Consider the following 1,486-nt stretch of genomic DNA (forward strand, 5'->3'; position numbering starts at 1 on the left):
GTGTAGGTTTCCCTAAAAATCGGACAGTTGTTAATTTGAAAATATTAACTTTAAATAAAACTGTCAATTATGAAAGTAAGTAATTTTAGTGAGAACCAAATCATTAAAGCTCTCAAAGAAAATGAACAGGGAAGATCAGTAAGTGAAATCTCTCGAGAATTAGGTATTGATAAAAGCACGTTTTACTATTGGAGAAAGAAGTATGGTGGAATGGAAAACTGGAGTTGAAACGTTTAAAAGAACTTGAAGAAGAAAATCGCAAGCTCAAACAGATGTATGCCGATGTTAGTTTAGACAATAAAATGCTCAAAGATATTCTATCAAAAAAGTTCTAAGCTCAGCAGATAAAATAGAAAGGGTTAAGTATCTGTTAGAGCAATATAAGTTATCCATTGTTCGTATTTGTTTATTAGTTGGTCTATGCCGATCAATTAAGAGGAGAGCTAACTGAACTAAAGAATATTGTTGAAAAAACGATTAAATACACTAAGAGAAGTGATGCAGATCGTATTGCTTTAAGAAAAGTTTACGACAGTAAAGTCAGAAAAGAATTTTTGAAAGATTTAGCTAAAAATGAAAAATATCTAAAATCAAAAGGGGTTTCCCAAACAGATATTGAAAGCATGAAAAAAGGTTGAAATCCTGAAAACTATCAGGTACATCATAAACTCCCTTTAGATGATGGAGGGACTAACGATTTTAGTAATTTAGTATTAATCAAAAATGACCCTTATCATCAGGCATTAACAAATTATCAAAACAAAGTGACAAAAGAAATGAAAGCAGTTGACAGTAAATCTGTTACATGGTATACAATGGAAGGAAACATCTACCCATAAAACTTGGACTATGAGAAGTATAATAGAAAAATCAAAAAGTATAATAAAGCTAAATTATGAGATTGGCTATAAGATAAATCAACCAATAACCATTGAATCATTAGGGCGCTTAGAAAAATATATGATTGAAAAATTTTCAATATCAGTACCTAACTCCTTAAAGGAAATATTACAAATATCGAATGGTTTAAACTATGATGGAGTCTTCTTATATGGTTTGTCAGAAAAAGTTAATTTAAATCTAATTGAGGTAAATTTAAATTGGCACACTGATGAAGATTTTGCAAAGTTTATCTTTTATGCAGATACTGACCTTTACTTATTCGTACAAGAAATAGAGACAAAAGTATTTAGCTTTCGACCAAGAGATAACTTTGATGAAGTGTTATTAGAAACAACTGACGATGAGCTATTCTTTCAAATAATTTTAGAATGTGCTTTAGAAGGAGGAATAGAAGAGAAATATTGTGAATAATAAAGAAGGAGAATTTAGTTTATAACTGAGTCTCTTTTTGCATTAAACGGTACAAATATGTTCGGATTCTAAGTATCCGCCCGAGCAAGTGCATATTTCATAATATAATGTAAAGAAGTAAGTTTGCTTGAAATAATAAAGAGATGAGCAAACAAGAAATTATGTACTCTCA

General features: G+C 29.9%; 3 protein-coding genes and 1 pseudogene. All 4 read left to right on the forward strand.

The features are described 5' to 3' along the window. Positions 1-69 precede the first annotated feature (69 nt). The 4 genes and pseudogenes from GOQ24_RS15465 (at position 70) to GOQ24_RS15480 (ending at position 1,314) form a co-directional block, all read left to right on the forward strand. On the forward strand, positions 70-228 hold the full coding sequence (locus tag GOQ24_RS15465; RefSeq protein WP_155093441.1) for a transposase: 159 nt from the start codon (positions 70-72) through the stop codon (positions 226-228). 185 nt (positions 229-413) lie between these two features. Continuing rightward, on the forward strand, positions 414-638 hold the full coding sequence (locus GOQ24_RS15470) for a hypothetical protein (RefSeq protein WP_160340089.1): 225 nt from the start codon (positions 414-416) through the stop codon (positions 636-638). An 18-nt stretch (positions 639-656) separates the two neighbouring features. After that, a pseudogene (locus GOQ24_RS17035) lies at positions 657-839 on the forward strand (HNH endonuclease); the annotation flags it as partial. Positions 840-849: 10 nt separating this feature from the next. Then, the gene (locus tag GOQ24_RS15480) at positions 850-1,314 is read left to right on the forward strand and encodes a YrhA family protein (RefSeq protein ID WP_155093442.1); all 465 of its coding nucleotides are present in this window, start codon (positions 850-852) and stop codon (positions 1,312-1,314) included. The last annotated feature ends 172 nt before the right edge of the window (positions 1,315-1,486 follow it).

It is taken from the genome of Myroides sp. LoEW2-1, from assembly GCF_009767705.1.
Classification (GTDB): domain Bacteria; phylum Bacteroidota; class Bacteroidia; order Flavobacteriales; family Flavobacteriaceae; genus Flavobacterium; species Flavobacterium album_A.

Coding starts and splice junctions, on each gene's coding strand:
- GOQ24_RS15465 (WP_155093441.1), top strand. CDS start 70: ATGAAAGTAAGTAATTTTAGTGAGAACCAAATCATTAAAGCTCTCAAA.
- GOQ24_RS15480 (WP_155093442.1), top strand. CDS start 850: ATGAGAAGTATAATAGAAAAATCAAAAAGTATAATAAAGCTAAATTAT.